At 65.9% G+C, this 26100-nt stretch carries 21 protein-coding genes; 11 read left to right on the top strand and 10 right to left on the bottom strand.

The window, feature by feature from the left end; translation table 11 throughout:
* Window positions 1-265 precede the first annotated feature (265 nt).
* Entirely contained in the window at window positions 266-1660 is a 1395-nt protein-coding gene (locus tag ACQE2J_RS00355; protein ID WP_426936851.1) for an NAD-dependent succinate-semialdehyde dehydrogenase, read from the top strand.
* A gap of 118 nt (window positions 1661-1778) precedes the next feature.
* On the opposite strand, the gene ACQE2J_RS00350 is transcribed toward ACQE2J_RS00355, so the two are convergent.
* The 3 genes from ACQE2J_RS00350 to ACQE2J_RS00340 are packed head-to-tail and all read right to left on the bottom strand — an operon-like array spanning window position 1779 to window position 3171.
* A complete protein-coding gene (locus ACQE2J_RS00350) occupies window positions 1779-2228 on the bottom strand; it encodes a hypothetical protein (protein WP_426936850.1) in 450 nt (149 codons plus the stop codon).
* Window positions 2225-2566 carry a DUF6204 family protein gene (locus ACQE2J_RS00345; RefSeq protein ID WP_426936849.1) on the bottom strand — a complete coding sequence of 114 codons (342 nt, stop codon included), beginning with the start codon at window positions 2564-2566 and terminating at the stop codon, window positions 2225-2227. The genes ACQE2J_RS00350 and ACQE2J_RS00345 overlap by 4 nt, the downstream gene beginning before the upstream one ends.
* The gene (locus tag ACQE2J_RS00340) at window positions 2563-3171 is read right to left on the bottom strand and encodes a TetR/AcrR family transcriptional regulator (RefSeq protein WP_426936848.1); all 609 of its coding nucleotides are present in this window, start codon (window positions 3169-3171) and stop codon (window positions 2563-2565) included. Before ACQE2J_RS00340 ends, ACQE2J_RS00345 begins: the two co-directional genes overlap by 4 nt.
* Before the next feature lie 162 nt (window positions 3172-3333).
* Here ACQE2J_RS00340 and ACQE2J_RS00335 point away from each other — a divergent pair, with 162 nt between their 5' ends.
* The 4 genes from ACQE2J_RS00335 (at window position 3334) to ACQE2J_RS00320 (ending at window position 9688) form a co-directional block, all read left to right on the top strand.
* A complete protein-coding gene (locus ACQE2J_RS00335; RefSeq protein WP_425119154.1) occupies window positions 3334-4884 on the top strand; it encodes a class I adenylate-forming enzyme family protein in 1551 nt (516 codons plus the stop codon).
* Window positions 4881-6212 (top strand): beta-ketoacyl-[acyl-carrier-protein] synthase family protein, encoded by a 1332-nt coding sequence (locus ACQE2J_RS00330; RefSeq protein WP_135537608.1) that lies wholly within the window; start codon window positions 4881-4883, stop codon window positions 6210-6212. Before ACQE2J_RS00335 ends, ACQE2J_RS00330 begins: the two co-directional genes overlap by 4 nt.
* Window positions 6213-6226: 14 nt before the next feature.
* On the top strand, window positions 6227-7432 hold the full coding sequence (locus ACQE2J_RS00325) for an acyl-CoA dehydrogenase family protein (protein ID WP_135537607.1): 1206 nt from the start codon (window positions 6227-6229) through the stop codon (window positions 7430-7432).
* A 543-nt stretch (window positions 7433-7975) separates the two neighbouring features.
* Complete coding sequence (locus tag ACQE2J_RS00320; RefSeq protein WP_135537606.1) at window positions 7976-9688, top strand: ABC-F family ATP-binding cassette domain-containing protein; 1713 nt, start codon at window positions 7976-7978, stop codon at window positions 9686-9688.
* A gap of 49 nt (window positions 9689-9737) precedes the next feature.
* Here ACQE2J_RS00320 and ACQE2J_RS00315 read toward each other — a convergent pair whose 3' ends face one another.
* Together ACQE2J_RS00315 and ACQE2J_RS00310 are read right to left on the bottom strand one after the other, a co-directional pair.
* Window positions 9738-11252 carry a sodium:solute symporter family protein gene (locus ACQE2J_RS00315; protein ID WP_135537605.1) on the bottom strand — a complete coding sequence of 505 codons (1515 nt, stop codon included), beginning with the start codon at window positions 11250-11252 and terminating at the stop codon, window positions 9738-9740.
* Window positions 11249-11575, bottom strand: coding sequence for a hypothetical protein (locus tag ACQE2J_RS00310; protein WP_135537604.1), 327 nt, complete (start codon window positions 11573-11575; stop codon window positions 11249-11251). The genes ACQE2J_RS00315 and ACQE2J_RS00310 overlap by 4 nt, the downstream gene beginning before the upstream one ends.
* A gap of 492 nt (window positions 11576-12067) precedes the next feature.
* On the opposite strand from ACQE2J_RS00310, the gene ACQE2J_RS00305 reads away from it, so the two are divergent.
* On the top strand, window positions 12068-13144 hold the full coding sequence (locus ACQE2J_RS00305; protein WP_135537603.1) for a hypothetical protein: 1077 nt from the start codon (window positions 12068-12070) through the stop codon (window positions 13142-13144).
* 242 nt (window positions 13145-13386) lie between these two features.
* Here the strand turns inward: ACQE2J_RS00305 and ACQE2J_RS00300 are convergent, their stop codons facing one another.
* The 4 genes from ACQE2J_RS00300 to ACQE2J_RS00285 form a co-directional block, all read right to left on the bottom strand.
* Window positions 13387-15060, bottom strand: a complete 1674-nt coding sequence (locus ACQE2J_RS00300) for a dihydrolipoamide acetyltransferase family protein (RefSeq protein WP_135537602.1) — start codon at window positions 15058-15060, stop codon at window positions 13387-13389.
* A complete protein-coding gene (locus ACQE2J_RS00295) occupies window positions 15060-16133 on the bottom strand; it encodes an alpha-ketoacid dehydrogenase subunit beta (RefSeq protein WP_135537601.1) in 1074 nt (357 codons plus the stop codon). The genes ACQE2J_RS00300 and ACQE2J_RS00295 overlap by 1 nt, the downstream gene beginning before the upstream one ends.
* Window positions 16130-17236: a pyruvate dehydrogenase (acetyl-transferring) E1 component subunit alpha gene (gene pdhA / locus ACQE2J_RS00290; RefSeq protein ID WP_135537600.1), complete on the bottom strand. Its 1107-nt coding sequence runs from the start codon at window positions 17234-17236 to the stop codon at window positions 16130-16132. The genes ACQE2J_RS00295 and pdhA overlap by 4 nt, the downstream gene beginning before the upstream one ends.
* 172 nt (window positions 17237-17408) lie before the next feature.
* Window positions 17409-17924 (bottom strand): YqeB family protein, encoded by a 516-nt coding sequence (locus ACQE2J_RS00285; RefSeq protein ID WP_135537599.1) that lies wholly within the window; start codon window positions 17922-17924, stop codon window positions 17409-17411.
* Window positions 17925-18033: 109 nt separating this feature from the next.
* Between ACQE2J_RS00285 and ACQE2J_RS00280 the strand changes: the two genes are divergently transcribed.
* Together ACQE2J_RS00280 and ACQE2J_RS00275 are read left to right on the top strand one after the other, a co-directional pair.
* Window positions 18034-18663 carry a TetR family transcriptional regulator gene (locus ACQE2J_RS00280; protein WP_240689557.1) on the top strand — a complete coding sequence of 210 codons (630 nt, stop codon included), beginning with the start codon at window positions 18034-18036 and terminating at the stop codon, window positions 18661-18663.
* 100 nt (window positions 18664-18763) lie between these two features.
* Window positions 18764-20701: a hypothetical protein gene (locus ACQE2J_RS00275; RefSeq protein WP_135537598.1), complete on the top strand. Its 1938-nt coding sequence runs from the start codon at window positions 18764-18766 to the stop codon at window positions 20699-20701.
* A gap of 289 nt (window positions 20702-20990) precedes the next feature.
* On the opposite strand, the gene ACQE2J_RS00270 is transcribed toward ACQE2J_RS00275, so the two are convergent.
* The gene (locus ACQE2J_RS00270) at window positions 20991-21446 is read right to left on the bottom strand and encodes an Lrp/AsnC family transcriptional regulator (RefSeq protein WP_135537597.1); all 456 of its coding nucleotides are present in this window, start codon (window positions 21444-21446) and stop codon (window positions 20991-20993) included.
* A 430-nt stretch (window positions 21447-21876) separates the two neighbouring features.
* On the opposite strand from ACQE2J_RS00270, the gene ACQE2J_RS00265 reads away from it, so the two are divergent.
* The 3 genes from ACQE2J_RS00265 to ACQE2J_RS00255 are packed head-to-tail and all read left to right on the top strand — an operon-like array spanning window position 21877 to window position 26067.
* Window positions 21877-22653 carry an electron transfer flavoprotein subunit beta/FixA family protein gene (locus tag ACQE2J_RS00265; protein WP_135537596.1) on the top strand — a complete coding sequence of 259 codons (777 nt, stop codon included), beginning with the start codon at window positions 21877-21879 and terminating at the stop codon, window positions 22651-22653.
* Window positions 22654-22664: 11 nt separating this feature from the next.
* A complete protein-coding gene (locus ACQE2J_RS00260) occupies window positions 22665-23645 on the top strand; it encodes an electron transfer flavoprotein subunit alpha/FixB family protein (RefSeq protein WP_135537595.1) in 981 nt (326 codons plus the stop codon).
* Window position 23646: 1 nt separating this feature from the next.
* Window positions 23647-26067, top strand: a complete 2421-nt coding sequence (locus tag ACQE2J_RS00255; RefSeq protein WP_135537594.1) for a cytochrome b/b6 domain-containing protein — start codon at window positions 23647-23649, stop codon at window positions 26065-26067.
* Window positions 26068-26100 lie beyond the last annotated feature (33 nt).

Raw genomic sequence — 26100 nt, 5'->3', positions numbered from 1 at the left:
CAGGCGGCTGCCCCTTGGGAGGTGGCTGTGTTCTGCACTCACGGCATGCGGATTTCGTTGAAGCGTATTCGGAATCCGCACTCCCTCGGTGGCGGGTCGGTGATCGATCCAGGACTGAGGATTCCCCCAGGTTCCGGCACTTGTTGCGCGGGTCACGTGTTGATAGCGTGTGAGACAGGCATACGCAATCCGTCGATTCCGACGGCGAAGAGGTATGCGATTGCTTAGCCGGCGCCAACAGGCGCCCACGTCAAAGGAGTCTGGAATGAGCAATGTAGGAAGCGCCGCAGGCGGCTACCGCGTCGAAAACCCGGCCACCGGTGAAGTCGTCGAGAAGTTCGACAACGCGACCGACGAGGAGATCCAGCAGGTCCTCGAGTCCGCGCACAAGGGGTTCCAGGCCTGGCGGGACAAGACCATCGAGGAGCGCGCTGCCGTCGTCAACAAGGTCGCAGCCCTGTTCGGTGAGCACAAGGCCGAGCTCGCGAAGATCATCGCCGAGGAGATGGGCAAGCCCACCGCCGAAGGTGAGGAAGAGGCCGAGTTCTGCGAGGCGATCTTCAACTACTACGCCGACAACGGACCGAAATTCGCCGCCGATGAGCCGATCGAATCGATGTCCGGCGGCAAGGCGTTCATCCAGCGCCGCCCGGTCGGTGCCCTGCTGGGCATCATGCCGTGGAACTTCCCGTACTACCAGGTCGCTCGCTTCGCCGCGCCGAACCTCGTGCTCGGCAACACGATCATCCTCAAGCATGCGGAGATCTGCCCCCGCTCCTCCGCGAAGATCGCCGAACTCATGAAGGAAGCCGGCGTCCCCGAGGGCGTGTACAACAACATCTACGCCACGCACGAGCAGATCGAGACGATCATCGCCGATGACCGCGTTGAAGGCGTGTCCCTGACCGGTTCCGAACGCGCCGGCTCGGCCGTGGCCGCCACGGCGGGCAAGCACCTGAAGAAGGCCGTGCTCGAGCTCGGCGGCTCCGACCCCTACATCATCCTCGACACCGATGACATGAACGAGGCCGTCGACACCGCTTGGGGCACTCGCCTGTACAACACCGGCCAGGTGTGCAATGCGAACAAGCGGATGATCGTCATGGACGACATCTACGACGACTTCGTGACCGGACTGACCGAGCGTGCCCAGTCCTGGGAGAAGGGCACCCCCGCCGAGGCGGGAGACGGCAAGTACTCGCCTCTGTCCTCTCGGGGCGCGGCCGAGAACCTGCGCAAGCAGCTCGACCGGGCGGTCGAACAGGGAGCGAAGCTCGTCGGCGGTGAACTCGCCACCGATGGTTCGGCCTATGTCACCCCGGCCGTGCTCACCGGAGTCACCTCGGAGATGGACGCCTACCGCGAGGAGCTCTTCGGACCTGTGGCCACCGTCTACAAAGTCAGCAGCGATGATGAGGCCCTCGAGCTGGCCAATGATTCGCGCTTCGGCCTCGGCGGTGCCGTGTTCGCGAAGGATCCCGAGCGTGCCGCGAAGCTCGCTCAGCGCCTCGACGTCGGCATGTCCAACGTCAACACCCCGGCCGGCGAAGGCGCGGAGATCCCGTTCGGCGGAACCAAGCGTTCGGGCTTCGGTCGCGAGCTCGGTCCCTACGGCATGGACGAGTTCGTCAACAAGCGCATGTACTACGTGGCTGACTGATATTTGACCGCACACCGTCGATAAACGGGTTGGGCGTCGAGAAACGTGTGAACGCACGTGTGTCTCGACGCTCAGCCCGTTTTTCGCTGTCTTGCGGCGGGGCGCTCAGCTGGGGAGCTCAGCTCTCGAAGGTCCACTGCGCATCGACATCAGGGGCCGACCCCGCGATCATCGACACCTCACTGGGGTCGAGGCCGTTCTCGGCGAACCAGCGGCGCGCCGCCTTCTCTGCGATGCCCTCGGACTGCTCGACGAGGAAGCGGCCGCTGTCGGTGAGGGAGAACTCACCCGATTCCGAGCGTGAGAGCCAACCGAGTTTGACCAGAGGCAGACTGGCACGCACCGCCTGTGAAAGCGTCTCGCCCATCGCCTCGGCGAGGTCCTCTCGGCCCAGCCCCTGTGGCCGGGCATCGATGAGGCGCAGTCGGCGAAGGTCGTCCAAGCTGAGCCCCACGCGCGAGAGCGCCGCGCCGACCGTCGTGTCCAAAGAGCTCTTCGCCCAGGCCAGAGTCAATGCGGCCTCGAGGTTCGGCACGGAAGCGCAGTCGGCGGCTTCGTCTGTGCTCATGACCGTGTCCTCGTCCGCACCTTGACCTCTTCGACGCACACCGCTGAGACACTCACGACCCTGCCGCCGAGGCCGCGTGCGGCGAGGTCGGCATCGGAGAGCTCCTCGGCTCGGATGCTCGCCAGCGTTTCGGCGTCATCGCGGTCCGCCTCGTCGCTGGTGACCAGAAATCGGTGCTGATAGTTCACGAGCTCGGGCGTGTAGAGGAACGTGCCCTCGGGGGAGAAGCGCGCGGAGAGCATGTCGTGATCGTCCTGTGCCGCACGGAGGCTGCGGCGCTGCTCCTCGCCGAGTGCGGCGAAGCGCCCGCGGACGGTGATGCGAAAATTCCAGGTCATTGTGGGGCCTCTTCGGCTCGGGTGGCGTGATCGAACAGGGTGATGATCTCGTGCGCTTCGATGCTGGGATGGGTGGGCACTGCCGTGTCGAGGACGGAACGCAGAGCCAGGGCCATCGTGGCGGGATCGAAGCTGCGCATCTCGCCTCGGCGCTGGCCGTCCTCGAAGAGCGCCACGAGATCGGCGATGGAATCGGCGGAGCGCTCGCTATAGGACTGCGCCGGGGCAGCGGGCCGGCTGAGGTAGCCCACTGCTGCGATGATGGCTGCGGCCCGAGCCGGTTCGCGGCGACAGTAGTCGATGTGTGTGGAGATATAGGCCGCGAGCCGGTCGTTCGCAGACCCGGCCGAGCTCAGGGCCCGGTCGAGCTCGGGCCCGAGATCCTCGACGACGAACTGCACGACCGCCGCGGCGAGCTCGTCCTTGTCGGAGAAGTTCCCATGGACCGCCCCGCGGCTGAACCCGGCGGTCTCCGCGACCGCGATGAGCGAGGTGCCGCGCACCCCGTGCTCGGCGAAGAGTCCGGCGGCCGATTCGATGAGGCGTCGACGGGTGAGCTCCTGGCTCTCGCGGCGCGTCAATCGGGGTGTGGAGGGGGTAGTCATGATTTCAGAATACACTGAAGTATCCGAATACTCGAAAGTATCTCAGTGGCAGGGCTGCGGTGAGGGGGCGTCGGCCACGTTGTACTGTGGGAACGGCCGACATGGTGCGCCGGTGTGCCGCCGAACGCTCCGATGGAATGCCATGAACTCTGGAGGTCAGAATTGCCGATCACCTCGACGATCCTCGACGTGGCACTCGAACGCCCCGATCAGCTCGCCCTCGCCGGGTCTGAGGCCCGACTGAGCTACGGGGAGCTCGTCGCTGACTCCCGTGTCGCGTTCGCCGTCGTCGACTCCCTCCACCGGGCGCAGACCGAACCGCCGCGGCCCGCCCCGGAGACCCAGGGAATTCCGATCACGGCCGTGAGCACCACCTCGGCGTTCTTCACCGCCCGCATCATCGCCGGTCTCGCCGGCTACCGCGCGGTCTCGGCGACCATCGATCCGCGGTGGCCGCTCGACCATCAGGTCGGAGTCATCCGCACGACAGGCATCGGCCTCGTCATCAGCGAATCGCCCACCCTCGCCGAGGCGCTCGCCGCCGCCGGCTGGACCGGGACCGTGATCACCCCGGCCGAATTCGCGACACGCGAGGCACAGGTCCGCAGCGCTGGCACCCCGGCTCCGGCCCCGACCGTCCGCGAGGCGAGCGAACCCTTCCTCATGCTCTTCTCCTCGGGCACGACGAGCAATCCCAAGGCCTTCATCAAGACCCGGCAGCAGTACCGGGACAATGTGGCCGTCTCCTCCGCTCACCTCGAACCGCTCCCCGAGGTGGCCACGCTCGCACCCGGCCCCGTGTCCTACAGCCTCACCCTCTATGCGGTCATCGAGTCGCTTGCCACCGGCGGCAGCGTCCACGTCGCCGACGACTTCGACCCCTTCACCATGGGGCCGCGCATCGCGGACGAAGCCATCACCCGCATCGTCGCCGTGCCCGCCGTGGTCAAGGCCCTCGCCGAGGCGGCCGGGCGTTCCCCCGACCGTTTCCACGGTCTCGACCTCCTCGTCACCGGGGGAGCGAACCTGCCCGCGAGCATCCGCGACCGTCTCGCCGAGGTCCTCCCCGAGGCCCGACTCATCAGCTACTACGGTGCCGCCGAGATCGGCTTCATCGGCGACAGCCGCGCCGGCGACGGCACCTGGATCACCGTCTACGACTCGATCGGGGCCGAGGTGCGCGGAGACGACGGGCAACCCCTGCCCGATGGAGAGATCGGCACCCTGTGGATCAGGGCCGCCGCGTGCTCCGACGGCTACGTCACCGGCACCACCGACGCGCAGCTCCAGGGCCCGGACGGATGGGCCAGCGTCGGCGACCAGGGACGCATCGAAGGCGGACTGCTCCAACTGGCCGGCCGTGCCGGGGATATCGCGATCACGGGAGGACACAAGGTGTCCCTGCCGGAAGTCGAGCGGGCGTTCGAGACGTGCCCCCGCCTCGGCGAGGCGTGCGCGATCGCGCTGCCCGACGACAGCCTCGGCAGCATCGTCGCCCTCGTCATCGAAACCGGGTCCGCCACCGGAGCCGGCCTTGCGCCGTCTGTCCCAGGCAAGGCCGCGCTGCTTGCTCACGCGCGTGCCCGCCTGGCCCCGCAGTTCGTGCCGCGTCGGTTCTACCTGATCGACCGACTGCCGCGGACCGTGGGCGGGAAGATCCGGCGCACGGAAGCCACCGAACTCATCACGAACGGACAGGGACAGCGACTGTGAACACCCCCACCACCCCACCGCGCCGAGTCGTCGTCACCGGACTCGGCGCCATCACCCCGAGCGGGCAGGACCCCGAATCCCTGTGGGAATCCGTCCGCACCGGAATCAGCGCCATCGACGTCCTCGCCGGTGAGCAGTTCGCGGACCTCGCGGTGCGCATCGGCGGACAGATCCGCGACTTCGACGCCGAGGCCATCCTGCCTCGAGCGCTCGCCCGCCGTCTCAGCCCCGTCCAGCACTGGGCCATCGCCGCCGCCGACCAGGCCCTCCGCCAGGCCGGAATCGCCTCGGCCGCCGAGGAACTGCCCTGGGACCGTGACCGCACCGCCGTCATCGCCGCCACCGGATCTGGGCCCGTCGATGCCATGCAGTCAGCGACCCGCGTCCTCGATTCCGGCGGCCCCCGCGCGGTGCCGCTGACTCTGGCCATCCACGGTGCGCCGGACTCGGCGGCCGCCCTCATCAGCCAGCGTTTCGATCTCCGCGGTCCCGGGCAAGGCGTGTCCGCGACCTGCGCATCCGGGGCGATCGGCCTGGGAGAGGCCATGCGACGCATCCGCCACGGCTACGCCGAGGCTGTGCTCGTCGTCGGGATGGAGGACTGCCTCGGCGCGGTCAATCTCGCCTCGAATGCGAACATGCGCGCCCTCGCCGCAGGCTTCGACGATGACCCGACCGCAGCGAGCCGGCCCTTCGACCGCGCCCGGAACGGGTTCGTCATGAGCCAGGGGGCGGCCGCGATCCTCCTCGAATCCGCCGACTCCGCCGCCGCACGCGGGGCCGAACCGCTCGCCGAACTCGCCGGGTTCGGCGCCGCCAGCGATGCCCACCACCCGACGAATCCGCATCCGGATGGGCGGGGAGCCGCCTCGGCGATGGTGCAGGCCTTGGCCGATGCCGGGCTGGAACCCGGCGACATCGACCACATCAACGCCCACGCCACGGGCACACCGGCCGGGGACCGGGCCGAACTCGCCGCCTTCGACGCGGTCCTCGGCGAGGACGGGCGAACGATCCCGATTTCGGCGACGAAATCATCGACGGGGCATCTGCTCGGCGCTTCGGGCGTGGTCGAAGCGATCATCGCGATCATGACGCTGCGCGATCAGGTGCTGCCGCCGACCCTCAACCTCGATGACCGCGAGTTCCCGGAATGGGACATCGTCGCAGGCCAGGCCCGTGAACTGAGTGAAGACACGGCCCCCGCCGAGGCGGCCGCCACCACCGTGCTGTCGACTTCGTTCGGTTTCGGCGGACACAACGGGGCGATCATCCTGAGCCGGAGTCTCGCCGCGGTGGGTGCGGCGCGCACGAATGAAAACAGCTGAACAGAGGAGAGACGATGACCGACCGTGAGATGCGCGTTCGCGAACTGGCCGAGAAGCACCTGCCCGATGAGGCGCTCGAACGCTTCCGGCAGCGGGCCGATGTCTATGACCGCGAGAACCGGTTCTTCGATGAGGACCTTGAGGAGCTGAAGTCACTGGGCTACCTCACCCTCTTCGTCCCGCAGACCCACGGCGGACCCGGGCTGAGCCTGTTCGAGGTCTCCCGGCTGCAGCAGCGACTGGCCGCGGCGGCGCCGGGAACCGCGCTGGCGATCAACATGCACCTCATGTGCACGGGCGTGGTCAAGGCGATGAACGACCGCGGTGACGACTCGCTCAACTGGGTCTTCGACGAGGTCATGGCCGGTGAGATCTTCGCCTTCGGCATCTCCGAACCCTCGAACGACTGGGTGCTGCAGGGCTCGACGACCGAGGCGGTGCCCACCGCGGACGGCGGGTTCGAACTCACCGGGGTGAAGATCTTCACGTCGCTGTCACCGGTGTGGACTCGTCTCATCGTCCACGGGGCCGTGGCCGCCGATGACGACGGCATCGCCGGACCCGATGCCGATGAACCGGCCGAGGGCGAACTCGTCTACGGCTTCATCGAACGTTCGGCGCCGGGGATCACCGTCTCCGATGACTGGGATGTGCTGGGCATGCGGGCCTCGCAGTCGCGGGCGACCATCCTCGACCAGGTGCCGATGAGACCCGAGCGGGTCTCCCGGGTCATCCCCGCCGGCAGACACCCCGACCTGCTCACCTTCGCCATCACGAGCAACTTCCAGCTGCTCATTGCCGCCGTCTATGCGGGAGTCGCCGGCCGGGCACTGGAACTCGGTGCGGCCGGGCTCCACAAGCGGAAGTCCGCGAAGGCCGGCACCGCTTTCGCCGAGGTGCCCGAGGCCCGGACCCGCCTGGCCGACGCCCACCTCGACCTCATGCCGGTGACCGCGATGATCGATGCCTATGCGCGGGACTTCGATGACCTGGTCGATCACGGGGCAGGGTGGCCGCTGCGGCTCGTGGGTGCTCGCATCAAATCCGCCGAGGCGGCCCGACACTGCACGGAGACCGCGCTCATGTGCACGAGCGGCAGCGGATTCGGCAACAAGCACGAACTCTCCCGACTCTTCCGCGATGCCGCGGCCGGACTGTTCCACCCGCCGAGCGCCGATGCCGCCCGCCCCATGTACGCGGCGGCTCTGCTCGACGAGTAGGGAGGGAGCCGGCGGCTGTCCTTGTCGTCGCTCAGGTAGCGCGAAACTCGAAAAGAGCGCCGCCAGCGACGACTTTTTCGACGTTCGCGTTACCTGAGGGCGCCGCCCCTGCAGACCGACTCGGGTGGCGCCGCTGCTCATCGGCGTCATCCTCGGCCTCGGGCGGAGACCGGACTTCGCGGTGTGCTCGCGGTGGCCGACGGAGATGCGGCTGTGCTCTTGAGTTCGTCGCTGACGATCGGAATCTATATCGTGCTCGCCGTTGCGGTGCTGTTCACACTGGTCCAGCATCTGCGGCACTGTCGTTCAGGGTCGAAGGTGCTGGTGGAAGCCAGTCAGCAGTGGCGGATGGCTCTCCGGGGCCGCGGGCGCGATTCGGCGTTTGCTAGAATTGACGGCATGAGTTTCGGTCTCCCATCGAGAAGGCTCCGCAGCCGCCGCTGACGGCGGCGGGATCAGCTTTCTACATCTCGTGCGCCGTCCTGGCCCTCGCCGGACGGTGGCTTCATGCTGTCCGGCTCCATGACGAGCTGAAAGACCACGATGCCGGAAACCACATCCTCATCCCCTTATACCGATCTGCCCACAGGCGAGAATCAGCTGCCCGCTGGCTCTGCCGCACATATCCGTGCCGAAGACATCCACGTCATGCGCGGCGACCGTGAGGTCCTCACGGGCCTCGACATGACGATCTCCGCCGGTTCACGGACGGCCATCGTCGGAGAGAACGGCAGCGGAAAGACGACCCTGCTGCACCTTCTCGCCGGCACTCTTCCGCCCGACCGGGGAACACTGCGGCAAACGGGCACCGTCACTCTGCTTGAACAGGCGCTCGACGCTGACGCGAACCGCACCGTCGGTGACCTCATCAACGAGTCCCTGCGCCACGAGAACGCCGCGCTGGCCGCACTCGACGCTGCCGGCGAGGCGCTGGCCAGGGAAGACCCCGGCTCCGAGCCGGCGTTCGCGGAAGCCCTCGAACTGGCGACCCGCCTCGACGCCTGGGACGGTGAACGTCGCATCGACACTGCACTGGCAGGACTCTCGGCCTGTTCCGATCGCACGCGGACGCTTGCCAGCCTCTCCGTCGGCCAACGCTACCGAGTGCGTTTGGCCGTCGTCCTCGGTTCGAGCACGGACATCCTGCTGCTCGACGAACCGACGAACCACCTCGACACGTCCTCCCTGGCGTTCCTCACCGAGCGGCTGTGTAATCGCTCCGGCGGATTCGCCCTGGTCAGCCACGACCGGGCGCTGCTGCGCGATGTCGCCAACGACTTCCTCGACCTCGACCCGAGCCGCGACGGCCGTCCTCGGACCTATTCCGGCGGCTACTCCGGATGGGTCGAGGGAAAGCGTCGGGACCGCGAGAAATGGGAGCAGGACTACCGCGCCGAGGTGGTCGAGCACTCCCGCCTGACCGATGCCGCCGATGACGCCCGATCCCGACTGAGCACCGGATGGCGGCCCCCGAAGGGAACAGGCAAGCACGCTCGTGCGACGCGGACGGCCGGAGTCGTGCAGGCCTTTAACCGTCGAGCCGACGACCTCGAACGGCACGCCGTTGAGGTGCCCGAACCGCCCCTGCGTCTGCAGTGGCCGGACATGCCGGAGGTGTCGGAAACCGATGACGAGCGGTGGGAAGCGGACAGCGGCCCGCTGCTGACTGCGGAATCGGTCACCGTCGAGGGGCGGATGGGGCAGACGGTTTCCCTGAGCATCGATCCCGGCGACCGTCTGCTCATCACCGGGGCGAACGGCACCGGCAAGTCGACGCTGCTCGACGTGCTCACTGGCCGACTCGAGCCGAGTTCCGGAGAAGTGCGGAGACATCCGCAGGCGCGGGTGGAGCTGCTCAGCCAGGAGGTTCCCGAGTGGAACGCCGACGACACAGCCGCCCGAGTGTTCGAGGACTGCTCACTGAAGGCGTCACTGTCCGGTGACCTCACCCTGCAGGACCTCGGTCTGCTCTCGGCGGATGATTCGATGACACCGGTCCGCCGACTCTCGCAGGGTCAGCAGCGCAGGCTCCAGCTGGCGATGTGTCTGGCCGTCGAACCGGACGTGCTCATCCTCGATGAGCCGACGAATCACCTGTCCACCTCGCTGGTCGACAAACTCGAGGAGTCATTCGGGACCGCCTCGGCGGCGCTCATCGTCGTCACCCACGACCGGCAGATGTTGTCGGATCTCGCGGAGTGGCCGCGTCTCGACATCGGGAGAGCGGCGGTCGGGGACCGAGCGCAATCGGCCTGACCGACAGCGAATCGGGCCGCCGAGCGGGAATCCGTCGGGGAGGACGCTCTTACCCAACTGCCGCCTCGGTGCGTGTCTGACGCTGATCGGCCGGGATCCACCGCGGGTCCGGTTTCACCAGCGTGATCGCCACGACCACGACGAGGTTAGCCGCGACCGCCCACAGACCGCCGTTGATTCCGAGCAGCGGGTCGAGTCCCGTGTAGTGAAGGGTCACCATGACGACGGAGCCGATGAGGAGCCCAACGGCAGCGGCCTGCTTGCTCATCCGCGGCCAGTACAGGGACAGGAGTGCAGCCGGAACGACCTGCGCGAGTCCTTCATAGCTGAGCACGGAGAGCTCGACGAGCGCATCCGGCATGAGCAGGCTCATCGCAAGGGCGATGACACCGACTGCCAGACACACCCACTGGGACAGCGCCTTCTGGCGCAGACCACGGGCGGCGTGCTGTTCGGAGGTCATCGAGGCGGCGTTCTTCGGACCGGCCAGACCGCCGCCGAGGACGGTCCTGCCCCACATCGATCCGACCGAGAGCATGTACACGCTCATCGGCACGATCGCCGACAGTGCTCCGGCGACGCCGATGATCGCGACGATCGGCGCGGGCAGTGAGTCGATGACCACGGAGAACAGCGCCAAGTCGGCGTCCTTGAGTGCCGGGACGACGAAGAGTGCGGCCACGCCGACCATCATCGGCACCAACAGCAGCAGTTGGTACCACGGCAGGAGGATCGAGTTCCGGCGCAGTGCATTCGCCGAGGTGCCCGACAGGTATCCGGCGATCGATGTCGGAAACACGGTGATGGTGATGCCGTTGAGGATGATCGTCGAGATGAACCATGCGCCTCCGTAGATGCCCTCGCCGGCGCCGGGGAACGTCAGCCACTGGGACTTCTCGCTGACGAGGAGGTCGAGCAGAGGTGCCAGGCCGTCGAAATAGTGCAGCGGCACGTAGATCGCGAGGAAGGCCACGGCGAGGATGACCAGTCCGTCCTTGAGAACGCTGACCCAGGCGGAACCGCGCAGACCGGAGACGAGGATGAACGCCTCGGCGACGATGAAGGAGATGATGGCGGCGATCTTGAGGTCGATCGCCCCGTAGCTCATCGCGTTGACGACCGCGCCCATGCCCTGGATCTGCAACTGGATGTAGGGGACGATGAAGATCGTCGCGAGCACGGCGACGAGGATCGCGAGCCCTCTGGAGCGGAAACGATGTTCGACGATGTCGGAGAGGCTGACGAGTTTGTGCCTGGCCGCGTAGGTCCAGAACAGCGGTCCAACGAGGTAGGCGACGACGAGACCGACGCTCAGGTACCCGATGAGGTAGAGGATCGGCACACCGTAGGAGTAGGACCAGCCGGCCGTGCCGAGGAACGAGAATGACGTGTAGGTCTCGCCCGCCATGAGCAGCAGGATGAAGACGAAGCCGAGTCCGCGACCGGACACCGACCATTCGTCGAGAGATTTCTCCCGACCCCGGCCGGACCACACGCCGACACCGATGGTCGCGAGCATGGCGAGGCCGAAGATGATGCAGGCGATGACTGCGGAAGTGCTCATTGTCCGGCCCCTTCCTCGTGAGAATTCCCGCTCGCTTCGATCTCATGAGCCTCACCGAAGGCGATATCAGCTGGAATGTATTCCGCTTTGTCGGAGCGGTAGTAGTGATCGCCGCGTGCAGTCATCCACACGAAGAACCAGGTGAGAACCGTGACGACGATCGTGTAGGTGATGACGAACGGCAGGCCGGCGATGCGCGGCTCGACCGAATTCGCCACGAGCGGGGTGAGGGCGTAGAGAACGACTGGGATGATGAGCAGGAAGAGGGAGAACCGCCGCCGAGGCGGCCCCGACGGCGGTTGTGAATCATGAGTCCGGGACATGCGCGCGCCCTTTCACCATTTCTGACGTCTTCGGCAAGATGACCCGGCAAGGCTAGTGGTCTGGACCATGGGCGGCGGAGAGTGGTCCGAATCGTGGAATCGCGCTGGTGATGCTGGTCAGTGAAGTTGACCAGCGGAGAATCGTGTTCGCAATCGCCAAAAACTCGAGTCAGGACTAGGAAGCCGCGGGAAATCCTCTAGAGTGCTCCTCGCCACGACTTTCGAACTCTGTGTCAGTCCTCCGTGCGAACATGAGTGAAGCCGGGCAAAGGTGGCAAATCGGGTTGATACAGGTGGTCGATACAGATGTTTCTAATTTTGACAGCCGCAGTTGTGCTAATCGGTCTCGGTGTTTGGGGTGTTATCAAGCGAGTAGGCACCCTCAAATATACGAACAATTGGCGAGGCCCGCGGCTGCTCATCTATGGCGGAGCCTTCCTCGCCGGCTCAATCTTACCTACAGGTCCATTCTATTTACTGGTAGTTGGAGGAGTGATTGTCTTCTTCATTGCCGATTTCACTATCGGAGTTTTGGTGTCTAGGAGCGTTGACTGGGATACTCGACTGACTTTCGTTAACGAGGTTGGTGTTGCTCTTGTCGAAATTTGGCGAGGTGTGCTGTCTTCCCTGAGAAACGCTGGCAAAGTAATTGCACCGCATGGTTGGAAATCGGGCTTCAGTATCCGCCGCGACAGCCCTGTCGTGAGAACTTTAAGCGATATCACTCGAAATGTGGATTTACCGATTGCAATCGGTCTCAAGTTGATGTTCGCTTTGTGGATGCTATTAATAGTGGCCTGGGTGGGGGTCTATGTACCTTTGTCATTTGCGTGGGTTGCAAGCGGGGAAAGCGATTCGGCGGTGTTGTTTCAACGCATGGGGGAAATCTATCTCTACGCATACGGCCCTTATATCGTTTCGGTGTGGTTGATTTCTTGTGCAGTCATTGCGCTACTCGGCTCCTTCGTCCGAATCAACGGTGATGACAGGCGCCCATTCCGTTCAATCGTGTATTTTTCGGCTAGCTCGGGAGTCGGTGCGGCTATAGGTCTAATTCTCGGGCTAATTGCTCCTCCGCTCTGGGATATAATTTCGAGGACCCCATTCCAATCGCTTCTTAGTTCATCTCCGCCAGCGTCCGAGGGTCTAGCTCTTTCGTGTTCCACTCTTGGTACGGTTCTGGGGGCACTAATCGGTACCTATCTGTCTGTCCGTGATCGGTTGTCATCAATTGGCAACATACTTTACCGAGAGGTTATAGTTATGGGGCTGTTGATGATCTCAGGGTTTTTGGTGGGTCTCGTAGATTCTCTTTCACCGCGACATTTGCTCGAAGTTCTGGCGTCACGATCCAGTATTGCTTCACACGGAGAATGTTTGGTGGACAACGATCTCAAGTCACTGACGACAAGCGATGCAGCAAAATGTTTTCTGTTCGAGAGCGACAGTTTCGTGCTCTCTTCAGAAAGCGTGTTTTGGGTAATGTTCTGGATTCTTCTATTGGCTGGATGCAGTCGCCTTATTTTTGAATTGGCTAAGGGTTCTCGTGAACGTTTGTCCGAGGTCTGAATGCGATGCAGAGATGATTAGGTCAGGTGCCGAACGCGGCTCCGTGAGTCAGGAGGCTGTCAAATTGAGATGCGGAGCTGCAATCCCAAAAGAGTTTCCGACGCGAGGAACGCGAGTGCACTTGTCGGGGCGTGCACCTTTCGACAAGTGCGCTGACGGTTGAATGACGTTGCTCTTGTGCGCGAGCGCCTGAACGAAACTGAGACGATCCGGGCCGGACGGCACTCAGACCCCGGCAGACCTCAGAGCTCGGGGAGCAGCGAGATCGGGTTCTCGATGCAGGCGGCGACGAAGGTGAGGAACTCGCTCGGTTCCTGACCGTCACAGGCCCGGTGGTCGAAGACGAAGGACAGGTACATGACCTTGCGCACGGTCAGCTGTCCGTCGACGACCCAGGGACGTTCCTTGATCCGGCCGAGACCGAGCATGGCCACCTCGGGGAGGTTGATGATCGGGGCCGAACCGTCGACGCCGAACACACCGTAGTTGTTGAGCGTGAATGTTCCTCCCGAGAGCTCAGTCGGATCGAACTTCCCTGTCGTCGCCTTGCCGACGGTCGCCGACACCGAATCGCGCAGCTGTCGCAGGCTCATCTCGCCCGCCCCGTGGACGACGGGAACCATGAGTCCGCGCGGAGTCTGCGCGGCCAGTCCGAGGTTGATGTCGCCGTGGGTGACGATCTCACCGGCGGCCGTGTCGATCGAGGAGTTGATGATCGGATACTTCTTCAGCCCGGCCACGACGAAGCGGGCGACGAGCGAGAGCAGAGAGTACTTCTCTCCCGAGCGCGCCTCGAGCGCGCGCTTCGTGGTCAGCAGCTCGGTGGCGTCGACGTCGAGCCAGATCGTCGCCTCGGGGATCTCCTGCCGCGACTTCGTGAGGCGTTCGGACACGACCTTCCGCAGCCCCGTGATCGGGGTGCGAGTGTCGCGGTCGGACCGATGGGAATTCGCTGCTGCGGCATCGCCGGCGAAGGCGGGCAACTTCGCCGCAGCGGCTGTTCGGGATGCGGAAGCGCTCGCCGAGGCGGCTCCCCGTTCCGTGCCCAGGTGCGGTTGGTTTGCCGGCGACGTCCCTGCGGGGACGTGGGCAGCGGCACCTGCCCCGGACCCGATCGCTGATTGCACATCGACCCTGGTCACGACCCCGCCTGGGCCGGTACCGGGCAGGTGCTTGGCGCTGATGCCGTGATCCTTCGCGAGCTTGCGCACGAGGGGAGAGGATACGGGGGAGACGTGGTTGTCCGCATCGCTCGCTGATTCGTCGGCGGCGGACACCGACGAGTCGACCGTGGAGGACGGTAACGAGCCATCAGCGCGTGCGGGCGCCTCTGTCGGCGGCTGCGTTGGAGCATCCGGGACGACGGTCGGAACGGCGGGAGCCGCAGTCGGTGCGGCGGTAGATGTCGCATCCGGTGTGGCCGCGTGCTTGCCGCCGAACGAGCGTTTCTTCGTCGACCTGGTCTTCGGCTCCGAAGTGCCGTAGCCGATGAGGTTCGCGCCGTTCGATTCGTCGGCGCCAGTCTCGCCGCCGTCGTCTCCGCCGTTTGCGTCGACTGCGCTCGTGCTCGCCACCGCGCTCTCGGAACCGCCGTCGGCTGTCGACTCAGCGCCCGCGCTCACCTCGGCTCCCGCCTCGGCGACGGAGAGCAGGGCCTGACCTGCACTGACGGTGTCCCCGGCGGCGGCGTGGAGGCTGACGATGCGTCCCGCGTAGGGGCAGGGGAGTTCGACGACGGACTTCGCGGACTCGACCTCGACGACCATCTGATCGACCTGGACCTCATCGCCGACGGCGACCTTCCAGGAGATGAGCTCCGCCTCGGTCAGCCCCTCGCCGAGGTCGGGGAGGATGAACTCGCGCGTGGCCGCGGCGGAGCCGGCATCGCGACGCACAGAACTCGTCTCAGCACTCATCACAGCTCCCAATCCCACGATTCGAGAGCATCGAGCACGCGTTCGACCGTCGGCAAGTAGTACTCCTCCATCTTCGGTGAGGGATAGGGCACGTCGAACCCGGCGATCCGCAGGATCGGGGCCGACAGGTGCGTGAAGTTGCGTTCGGTGAGGCGGGCGGCCACCTCGGCGCCGTATCCGCCGAACTGCGCGGCCTCATGGATGACCGCGGCCCGCGAGGTCTTGCGCACCGAGGCGGACACGGTCTCATCGTCGAAGGGCGACAGCGTGCGCAGGTCGATGACCTCGACGGACAGACCGTGCTCGGCACCGGCTTCCGCGGAATCGAGTGCGGTGCGCACGGTCGGACCATAGGCGAGGAGGGTGACATCGGTGCCCTCGCGGAGGACCTGAGCACGGTCCATTGCGGCCGTGGTCACAGGCAGGGAGAGGGTCTCCTTCATCCAGTACCGCGGCTTCGGCTCCATGAACACGACCGGGTCATCGGAGGCGATCGACTCGCGCAGCAGAGAATACGCGTCCGCCGGATTCGAGGGCGTGACGACGGTCAGCCCCGGAGTCGAGGTCCAATACGCTTCGGAGGAATCCGAGTGGTGCTCGACGCCGCCGATGTCCCCGGCATAGGGAATGCGGATCGTGATCGGCAGGCTGACCTTGCCTTTCGTCCGGTTCCGCATCTTCGCCACATGGGACACGATCTGCTCGAATGCCGGGTAGGCGTAGGCGTCGAACTGCATCTCGACGACCGGGCGCATCCCGTTCATCGCCATGCCGATCGCCGTGCCGATGATCCCGGACTCCGCCAGCGGCGAGTCCCAGACCCGATTCGACCCGAATTCCGCGCGCAGTCCTTCCGTGACACGGAAGACCCCGCCGAGGCGGCCGACATCCTCACCGAAGATGAGCACGGTGTCGTCGGCGGCCAGACTGTCGCGCAGCGCCTGGTTGAGCGCCTTCGTCATCGTCACCGAGGACGGGGCGGACCCGACATTGCTCGCCGAGGCGGCCGTGGCGGTTTCGTCGTTCACCGCGGTCGGATCGGTGGTGGAATCGGTTCCCGTTTCAACGCTCATGCGTGCCCCGCCGCTGCGAGTTCGGCTTCGAGGACCTGCTGCTGCTCGGCCAGTGCGGTGCGCGGGCGAGCGTAGACGTGGGCGAAGAGTTCGCGCGGGTCGATCTCGGCCTCGGTGTTCATGGCATCGCGGACGGACGCGGCCAAGGTCTCGGCCGCCTCGGCGATCTCATCGACGCCGGCATCGTCGAGGGCACCGGTCTGACGCAGGTACTTCTCGAGACGATCGATGGGATCGAACTGCTTCCAGTGTTCGACCTCCTCGGCGTCGCGGTACTTCGTCGGGTCGTCGGAGTTCGTGTGCGATTCCATCCGGTAGGTCAGGGCCTCGATGAGGGTGGGGCCGTCGCCGTTCCGGCCGCGCTCAAGGGCGGCGGTGACAGCGGCGAACACAGCGGCGACATCGTTGCCGTCGACGCGCAGCCCGGGCATTCCGTAGCCGGCGGCCCGGTCGGCGAGCATCGTCGCGTTCGTCTGCTCCCGCAGCGGAGTCGAGATCGCATACTGGTTGTTCTGGAGGACGAAGACCGTCGGCGTCTGCCAGACGGAGGCGAAGTTGAGGGCCTCATGAGCATCGCCCTCGCTGCTGGCGCCGTCGCCGAGGAAGGTCAGAGTCGCAGCATCCGTTCCCTTGAGTTTCGCCGCCATGGCGAATCCCGTGGCATGCAGGGTCTGCGTCGCAAGAGGCGTCGCCGCAGGTGAGATGTGGTACTCGTGCGGGTCGAACCCGCAGTGCCAGTCGCCGCGGAAGGCCGCGAGGATCTCGGGCACGGGCACCCCACGGGTCAGCAGCGCTGCCGAGTCCCGGTAGGTGGGGAAGAGCCAATCGCCGGGGGCCAGCGCGGTGGTGGCCCCCACCTCGGCGGCCTCCTGACCTGCCGCGGAGGGATAGGTCGCGAGTCGACCCTGACGGGTCAGGTGCGTGACCTGTGCTTCGAACCGTCGGACGAGGACCATCTGCCGGTAAAGCCCGGTCAGGGTGCGATCGCTGGGAATGCGCAGCCCCTCGGTCGGGGTGTCGGTGAGCCGGCCATCTGCGCCGATGAAGCTGATCGGCTGCAGCTGGGGCAGTGAACGGCCTGTGGTGGGAACGTCAATGGTCATGCCCCCATGGTGACGTGAGCCGAGTCACGATTCCATGGCGTCACGCCAGGTGAGGACGGGCGGCCAAACGTGTCGCGAACTCGGGACGAAGGGGCCGGTTCCGGCAGGCCGAGTGGACATTTGGCTGGGCGGTCGGGGGTTCATTCACGCGGGCGCGCCGGTGCCACGGTCTTCAGATCTCACCCCAACGATAGCCGTGGGAGGTGAAGGCCTCGGCGATCGCAGCTTTCTTGCCTTCGACGGTTCCCTTGAAGGCCTGATGCCCGCCTTCGGTGACGACGACGAGTTTGCCCTCGGCGAAATATGCGGTCGAAAACGAGGCGCGGGAGATGCGCAGCGGGTGGTCGTCGTCTCGTCCGATGGTGATTCCGTGCTCGTCGATGCGCAGGGGAGTCGTCGAGGCGGCGATGACGAACGTGGCGATGAGCCCGAGCGCCCCGCCGATGATCGGACGGGCGATGACAACCCACGCCTGGTCGAACCGGCTGAGCTTCTCGATGACGTCTCCGAAGGGGATGGGGAATGTCGCGGCGATCGATCCGAGTGCGGGCAGGAAGAATCCGAGCGCCACGCCGATGCCGATGCAGACGAGGCCGATGACGACGACGTCGGTCCGACTGAGCGCGAACGTCGCAGCGGTGTGGGGCTGCTGGGCGGTGGGGTCGTTCTTCTGTCGGGGCTGGTCCATCACATGCTCAATCCTCGAAGGCCTTTGCGGTACTCCATGATACCAAAGTGGAACATGTGTGTTCCACAAGTAGACTGCTCTGTATCGTTCACCGAGTCAGGGAGGGGGTGTGCCGGTGCAGGGCATGCGTCGATTGGGCCAAGACGCCCTGGTCAGCGAGGCGCTGACCATTCTTGCCGAGAACCCGCAGGCGTCGATGATTGAGCTCTCGCAGTCGATCGGCGTCGGCCGCACCACTCTCTATCGGCATTTCGGTGATCGGGAGGCGCTCGTCGCCGCGGCGGCCCGGCTCGGTGCCCGGCGATTCGGTGAGGCTGTCATGAAGGCCCGGCCCGGCGACGGCGATGGATTGGCCGCGCTCGAGCGGATCTGCGCGGAGCTGTTCACGCTGCCCGATGTGCTCACCCTGCTCTTCGCCGACAACCCGATCATCACCGATGAGACCTTCGCCGAGGCGGCCACCGAGTCCCGTGCGGATGCAGAATCTGCGGGCGGTGGCGCGGAAGGTGCGGGTGACGATGCCGATCCGCTCGAAGCCGTCATCGCGAGGGGGCAGTCGGACGGCTCCATCGATGAGGGCGTGCCGATCGGATGGGCGGCGGCGTTCGTCTACCTCACTATCGGCTCCGGACACCTCTTCAGCGTGAGTGTCGGCGTCGACGATCCGACCGTGCGCGCCCAGTCCCTCGAGCTGACCATCAGGGCGGTGCGGAAGACCCTGGGGTCGCCCGGAGTGTGATCTCGGTAAAGACGCGGGGCCATGCCGGGTCGGTTCTGGGGCGGACGAGGTCTGGCTTGTTACCGTTATTGCTTCAGTTCATCCTCGGCAGGAGCAGTGCGTGTCTTCTTTCTTCGACAGTCCCGAATTCCACGGTATGGCAGCGGGCGGCAAAATCAGCCACAACCCCGGCATGGGCGATCGGATGATGCGGGAGTTGGCGCCGTTCCTCAAAGCTGAAGGCGTCGACATCGACGATCCGGATGCGGACTTCACCGAAGCCGAATTCCACGCAGCCATGGAAAGGGCACAGGTGGCGTACAACCGCCGTCTGTTCACTCCGGTCGGTGCCCATCGCGGACTGGCGGTGGGGAAGCTGCGGTCCTTCTCCCTTGCCTTCGCCGAGGGTGATACCAAGCGCGCCGAGGCTGTTGTGGCCTCCCTGCCCTCGGATCCTGAGGACTTCAATCCGAGCGTCGCACAGGTGACCGGGGTGGCGATGGGCCTGGTCGACGAATGGTTCACCGACGAGACCCACGGACCCAAACTGGGCGGAGTGATGGCGCCGAAGTGGCCGACGAAGAAGTCCCGTGCCGTGGCACGCGACATCCTGGCGCTGGCGCACAAGGGGCGCGTCGTCGACAGCCTCGACCGCCTCATCAACAGCAACAGCGGATTTCACGTCCTCGAAGGGTCCATGCTCGCCGTGGCCGCCGTGGTCGTGCGCCTGACCAAGCGAAACAAGGTTTCGGCGCAGGACGTCGTCGACGAACTCATGCCCCTCGACGGTTATCCGGAACCGGTCGCCGGCACCTACAGCCCCACCGACCGAGTGATCCAGGATGGTCAGGAAGCTCAGGACGGCCCCGCTGTGGAGCAGGACCTGCCCGAGTGGCTCGGCGGATCGAACGCTGCCGATAATGCAGCCGGTGCTGCCGCTGACCCGCGGGACATCGATGAGCGAATGGACGAGGTCGAAAAGACCGTCTACGAGATGCCGCTCTACCAGCGCTTCCGCGACTGGCTGGCCGAGGCCTACGACGACGGCGATGAAGACTCAGAGGTCTTCGACATCGCCCACCTCCTGTTCTGCATCGCCGTATCCTCCCGCGCAGATATCGACGAGCCGGAGGGAATCGACGACCTCCTCGACGTCCTTGAAAGCTTCGCCGTCGACGGACAGGAGGGCGCCGAGAATGCCGACGGCGAATCGCCTTCGACGGTGATCTTCCTCGACAGCCTCGAAGCTCTCGACAACTATCTCCGCTTCCGCATGGACACCGACGAGACCCCCGAACGCTGGAACGCCGCTCGCGCCCGAGCCGAGGCCGCGAGCATGCGCACCGACCCGCTACCCTCGGCCCTGATGGCCGCCGTCGAAGCCAATGCACTGAGCGAGGAGCAGCTCGCGCAGCCCATGACGCAGAACCGCCTCGTCACCGGCATCGCCGGAATCCTCGAGTGGATCGGCGACTCCCGACAGGTGACCGGAACGGGACGGGTGAAGCGAGCGGATATCGCCGAGGCGGCCGGACAGTTCGGCATCGATGCCGTCGGTGTGGCCTCGAACGCCCGGTACGAAGACGGCGTGAACTATGCGCGCAGCGCGGATGAGGTGCCCGTCCTCGAGGCGATGTGGGCCGTCATGCAGAGCGCGGAGATCATCGAGATCACTGGGACGAAGGTCAGGCCCGCCGACGCCGCTGACCAGTGGCGCTCTGGTGTGGTGAGCGCGGATGCGGCACTGCCGGTCATCGGCGCGTTCATCTACGAGCGGCTGCTCGACGTGATCAACCTGGTTCCCGGCGAGGACTATGGTGCCCCGGCGATCACGATCGCCCAGCGTCTCATCGAGATCCTCACTCCCGACTCCGCACCCGAGCCTCCCGAGCTCGACATCGACGAGGTGCGCGCCGGCCGGATCTCCACATTGCTGGCGGACGAGCTGCAGGAGCTGACCGAGCTCGGGCTCTTTGAGGCAGACGGAGACACGGTGTCCGTAGAGCCGGTGTACCGGCGCATCGTCGCCGGTGCCGCTCTCATGCTGCTCTCGCGCTGAGGATTCGGCCGGTCTCGGGAAAATAGTTGCCGACGACCTGTTGTGCGTTGCCGTGCTGCGGGTTAGGCTAGCCTATGAGAATTACGAAACATCGGTCTTGCCTAAGGCGGTTGACACGCTGGCTTGAAGTGTTGGACACGATGGTGGTGATTCTCTCTGTTTCACGTCATGGAGCCCTCGGCGCAAATTCCGGTGTCGAGGGCTTCGACGATTCACCGCACGGTTCATCTGCGGGGCCGATGCCCTGTCTGTGAGTCGCCCTGCCGGTGAGTCGTAGCCGGTGAATCGCTCAGCCGGCGCCGGGCCTGTGTCCCTCGGCCTCGTCGAGGATGAGCAGCGAGCGGGAGGACACGACGCCGGGCACCTCGTGGATCCGGCGCAGAATGACCTGTGAGAGTGCCGTATTGTCCGGGGCGTTGACCGTGACCAGGGCGTCGATGTCGCCGCTGACGGCTTGGACCTTCTCGACGAACGGCAGTTCGGCCAGATCGTCGCGGACCTGCGGCCAGGGGCGCTCGCCGATCTTGACGACGACGACCGCGGTCACGGTCATGCCGAGGGCGCGGCGGTCCACCTCGGCGGTGAATTTCCTGATCGCACCCGATTCGACGAGGGTGGTGAAGCGCTTGTGCGCCGCCGAGCGGGAGATGTGGACGCGCTCGGCCAGCTGGCGCACACTCAGGCGCGAATCCTCGACGAGGGCAGCGATGATGCTGCGGTCGATGTCGTCGAGGTCGAAAGCCACGGGGCGCTCCTTCACCGTTGATGTTCGCGTCCTGTCCGCCCGGGTTCGGATCGGCACCGGGAGGCAAGGGTCGGTCTGACCGTGTCCTGTCGGTCTGACCCCATTCTAGAGTCCCTCCTCGATTCTAGAGCCCCGCCTCGGCGAGGGTTCTGCGCCACACCGGGAAGGCTCGGGCGTCTGCGAGGTGCGGGGAAACGGGCCGGTGCGCGGAAGCGGGGAAGTGGGGCCGCGGTCCGAGGCATTGGACAAATTCTGTCGATCGTTCGTACAGTAACGAGGATGTCTGTGGTGCGTACCACGTACCATTGGTGACTGAAGAGATGATCGGATCCGGCCGGACCCGGTTAACCGTCGACAAACAGCCACCTGTAGATTATGAGACAGAAGTCTCACTGCAGCCCAACTGCTTCACGAAACTAAGGAGTCATCCTTGAAGATCGCGGTATTGGTCAAAGAGGTCCCGGATACGTACGGTGACCGGAAACTGAACTTGGAAACCGGGCTTGCCGATCGCGGTGCCTCGGAAGCCGTCCTCGATGAGATCGGTGAGCGCGCCCTCGAGGTCGCACTGGCACACAAGGACAGCGACAGCGACACCGAGGTGACCGTCATCTCGATGTCGCCGGACACCGCGACCGCCACGATCCGCAAGGGTCTGGCCATGGGCGGCGACAACGCCGTGCATGTCGCCGACGAGGGCCTGGCCGGTGCCGATCTCGGTCTGACCGCCGAGGTGCTCGCCGCCGCCATCCGCCGCGGCGAATACGATCTCGTCGTCACCGGCAACGTCTCCACCGACGGCAACGGCGGCATGATGCCGGCGATGCTCGCCGAGCACCTCGACTACCCGCACGTGACCGGCCTGGCGACCGTCGAACTGACCGACGGCAAGGTCTCGGGCTCCCGCGCGATCGAAGGCGGCAATCAGCAGGTCTCGGCCGAACTGCCCGCCGTCATCTCGATCACCGAGGCGCTGCCCGAAGCCCGCTTCCCGAACTTCAAGGGCATCATGGCCGCGAAGAAGAAGCCCTTCGAGGTCATCGGCCTGTCCGATCTGGGCATCGATGCCGAGGACCAGTCCGTGGCTCGCTCGATCATGGTCAGCGTCGCTGAGAAGCCGCCGCGCGAAGCCGGCGAGAAGGTCGTCGACGAAGGCAATGGCGGCGCCGAGCTCGCCGAGTACCTCACCAAGAACCGTCTGGCCTAAGGAGAATCGTCATGTCAGAATTCCCGCAGGACTCCATTCTCGTCGTCCTCACCGCCGATGCCGAAGGCCAGCTGGAGAAGCCGGCCGCCGAACTGCTCGGCGGCGCCTCTGAGATCGGCTCGCCCGTCGCGCTCGTCCTCTCCGCTTCCGGCGGTGCCGATGCCGCGGCGCAGAAGGCCGCCGAACTCGGTGCCACAGCGACCCTGACCGCAGAAGTCGCCGAAGGCAACCTCGGCAACTCCGCCGTCGATGCTGTCGCTTCGGCCGCCGAGCTCACCGCCCCCGACGCAGTGCTCGTGCCCAACACCCTTGACGGCCGCGACATCGCCGGCCGGTTCGCGGTGCGCAGCGGTTCGGCCGTGTCCGTCGACGCGATCGGCGTCGAGCGCGACTCCGAAGGCATCGTGGCCAATCACTCTGTCTACGGCGGCGGCTACACCGCCTCGTCGGCTCCGACCTTCGGCGCTCCCGTCATCACGGTGCGCCTCGGTGCGATCGAGACCCGTGCGGAAGCCCAGCCTGAGAACACGCAGGCCCTCGAGGTCGCCGATTCCGGCAAGCGTGCCGCCTCGATCGATTCGTTCGAAGCCATCGTCGAGACCTCCTCGCGGCCCGAACTGCGCGGTGCGCAGAAGGTCGTCTCCGGCGGTCGCGGCGTCGGCTCGGAAGAGTCGTTCGAACTCGTCGGCGAATTCGCCGACGTCCTCGGTGCCGCTGTCGGTGCTTCGCGTGCGGCCGTCGATGCCGGTTACATCGCGCAGTCGCATCAGGTCGGCCAGACCGGTGTCTCCGTGTCCCCGCAGCTCTATGTGGCACTCGGCATCTCGGGCGCGATCCAGCACAAGGCCGGCATGCAGACATCGAAGACCATCGTCGCGGTCAACAAGGATGCCGAAGCTCCGATCTTCGACATCGCCGACTTCGGCGTCGTGGGCGACCTGTTCAAGGTCGTTCCGCAGGCGATCGAAACACTGAACGAAAACAAGTCCTGATATGGCGACCTATTCCAGTTCACTGCGCTCGGGCCTGCCCCGGGTCGAAGGTGGTGACCCCTGGCCCCCGGAGGGCACCGTCGGTGAGCCCTTGGAAGAGGGCGCATCGTGGATCGCGGCGACGTCCGAGTCGGAGGAACTGGATGAAGGTTCCCCCGCCGAGGCGGCCGAGCCCGAGACGACCGACGTTGAGCAGACTGCCGCTGAGCCGGTGGCCGCTGAGTCGACTGCCGCTGAGTCCGTCGAGGTTCCGCTGCGTCGTGGGCTGCCACGCGTCGAAGGCGGCGAACCATGGCCGCCGGAGGGTCACGCTCCTGCCGGAGTGAAAGCCACCGGCGCGTCTGCGGCATCCGCTGCCGACTCGGACGTCGAGGCTGAGACCCCGAGCGATGAACCGACCGAAGAAGCCGACGAGCCGACCGAAGAGTCGGCGTCCGCAGCTCCGGCTGCAGCCGCTGCAACCGTCGGCGCCGGAGCCGCCGTTGCGACCGCTGCGACCGGCGCAGAAACCGAATCGGTCGAAGCCGAATCGTCGGCCGAACCTGCCGCCGAGGCTGCACCTGCGGCCGCGAGCGAGGTTCCGCTGCGTCGTGGTCTGCCCCGTGTCGAAGGCGGAGAGCCCTGGCCGCCGGAAGGCTTTGCGCCTGCCGGGGTCAAGGCCGCAGGAGGCACGTCCGCCGGCGCCGCCGCTCCGGCAGCGGCTGCGCCCGTCGACCGGGCCGCGGACGACACCGCAGCGCAGGCCGACTCTGCCGAAACCGCTTCAGCTGACACCTCAGCCGATTCCGCCTCCGAGTCGTCGTCCGCGGCTCCTGCAGCTGCCGCAGCAGGCGCCGCTGCAGCAGGCGCCGGTGCTGCCGCAGCCGCCGCGAGCGGTTCGGGCTCCGGAGAGCTCTCGGACGTTCCGCTGCGCCGCGGACTCCCCCGCACCGCCGGGGGAGACCCCTGGCCGCCGGAAGGCTTTGCCCCCGCAACGGCAGTGAAGACTGCCGGAGCCGGGCAGCCAGCCTCCGCTTCGGCACCGGGAGACGCGGCAGATTCGCCCTCGACCGACACCGCATCGGCTCAGGCAGACAAGCCTGCCGATGATGCGCAGTCGACCGCTGAGACGAAGCAGGACTCGAAGCCGACCCCCGGTGACGAATCGGGCGAGAAGAAGCCCCAGGGCCGACGCACCGGCATCGGCGGCGTAGGCGCCGGTGCGGCCGCCGCAGGTGCGGGAGCCGCCGCCGGTGCAGGTGCCGCCGCAGCGGGAGCCGCCTCGGCGAGTTCGGTGAAGTCCTCCGACGCGACCGAGAAGAAGCCCGCGCAGCGCCAACCCATGGGCAAGCCAGCAGCCAAGGCCACGGCCAAACCCACGCAGCGCAAGCCGATGGCCAAGCCCGCCGCGAAGTCGTCGGAGCAGTCCGCGGCACGCGCCGCGGACAAGCCGGCCGCAAAATCGGCACCGGCTGCGAAGGCCGCGTCTTCTGGTTCGGCCAGTACTGCCTCGGCGAAGCCTGCAGCGAAGAAGGAACCGGTAATGATCGGTTCGAAGTCGCTGGGACAGTGGTCCAAGCTCGTCGGGCTGGGGCTCGGCGGACTCATCGTCGTGGCCGGAATCCTCATCCTCGCCGCGCGCGGAGTCACGACTCTGCCGGGCGTGCCCGAGTTCCTCGAACGCTACCCGGGCGAATACCACATCCCGGACTTCGTTGATCCGGGCTTCCCGGGCTGGGTGCGGTGGACGCACTTCCTCAACATCTTCTTCATGGTGCTCATCATCCGCTCGGGTCTGCAGGTGCGCCATCAGCAGAAGCCGCCGGCGTTCTACACCCCGAAGAAGGGCGGGAAGAAGGTCAGCATCAACCTCTGGCTGCACACGGGTCTCGACCTGCTGTGGTTGGCCAACGGTGTCGTCTTCGTGGTGCTGCTCTTCGTCTCCGGACACTGGGCGCGCATCGTGCCGACCAGTTGGGAAGTGTTCCCGAATGCTCTGTCGGCGATGCTGCAGTACGCGACGATGGAATGGCCGATGGAAGACGCGTGGGTCAACTACAACGCGCTCCAACAGCTCATGTACTTCATCGTCGTGTTCATCGCCGCGCCTCTGGCAGCGATCACGGGCGTGCGCATGAGCGAATGGTGGCCGAAGGACGCTTCGACGCTGAACAAGATCTACCCGGCGCCGCTGGCTCGGGCGATCCACTTCCCGACGATGCTGTTCTTCGTGTTCTTCATCCTCGTCCACGTGTTCCTCGTGTTCACGACCGGACTGCGACAGAACCTCGGCTACATGTTCGCGGGAACCGACGTGGTCGGATGGGCCGGGCTGATCTGGTTCATCGTGGCCATGGTCGTGGTTGTGGCCGGGTGGTTCGCGGCCAGGCCGCTGCTGCTGGCACCGATCGCGAACCTCTTCGGGCGCGTCTCGAGCAGGTAGGCGGAAGCGCCCGATCCCGGTGCCGCGGCACCG

This window comes from Brevibacterium sp. LE-L (assembly GCF_050214925.1).
Lineage (GTDB): Bacteria > Actinomycetota > Actinomycetes > Actinomycetales > Brevibacteriaceae > Brevibacterium.
Note: the sequence above shows the minus strand (reverse complement) of the source record. Positions and strands in the feature narration are given on the sequence as shown.